General features: G+C 39.7%; 1 protein-coding gene. It reads right to left on the bottom strand.

Going from position 1 to position 403, the window contains the following annotated elements:
* Positions 1 to 44 precede the first annotated feature (44 nt).
* On the bottom strand, positions 45 to 403 hold a 359-nt coding region (locus tag AC1DND_RS29550; protein WP_477586614.1), incomplete at its 5' end, for a PadR family transcriptional regulator.

Raw genomic sequence — 403 nt, 5'->3', positions numbered from 1 at the left:
GGTAAGTGATGTCTTGATAAGATTTGATTGCCATTCAGCAATCTTTAAACTGAGGTAAGCGGAAGTGGTGCCCATAATGTATTTAAAAGTCCGTTCATAAATTCCCAGCTCAGTTTTTCTTCCTTCAGCTGTGTTATTCCTTTATCTGTAATGGTATAATACCGTCGTCTCTTTTGATTTTCGGCAATCCGCCATTCCGATCGGATGAGCTCTTTGTCCTCCAGCTTTCTCAGTACCGGATATAGGGTTCCATCGGAATATAGGACCTTTCCGTTTGAGGCCTCTTTTATTTTTTTGATGATCTCATAGCCATAACTCTCGCCTTCAATAAGGGTTGAAAGGATTATGGGGATAGATGATGCTGCAGTTAGCTCCTTTGATAGCATAAAAAATAGCATAAAAA

The sequence above is a fragment of the Pedobacter sp. 01N416 genome (genome assembly GCF_056399685.1).
The sequence above is the reverse complement of the archived record's forward strand: the minus strand, read 5'-3'. Positions and strand labels throughout refer to the sequence as shown.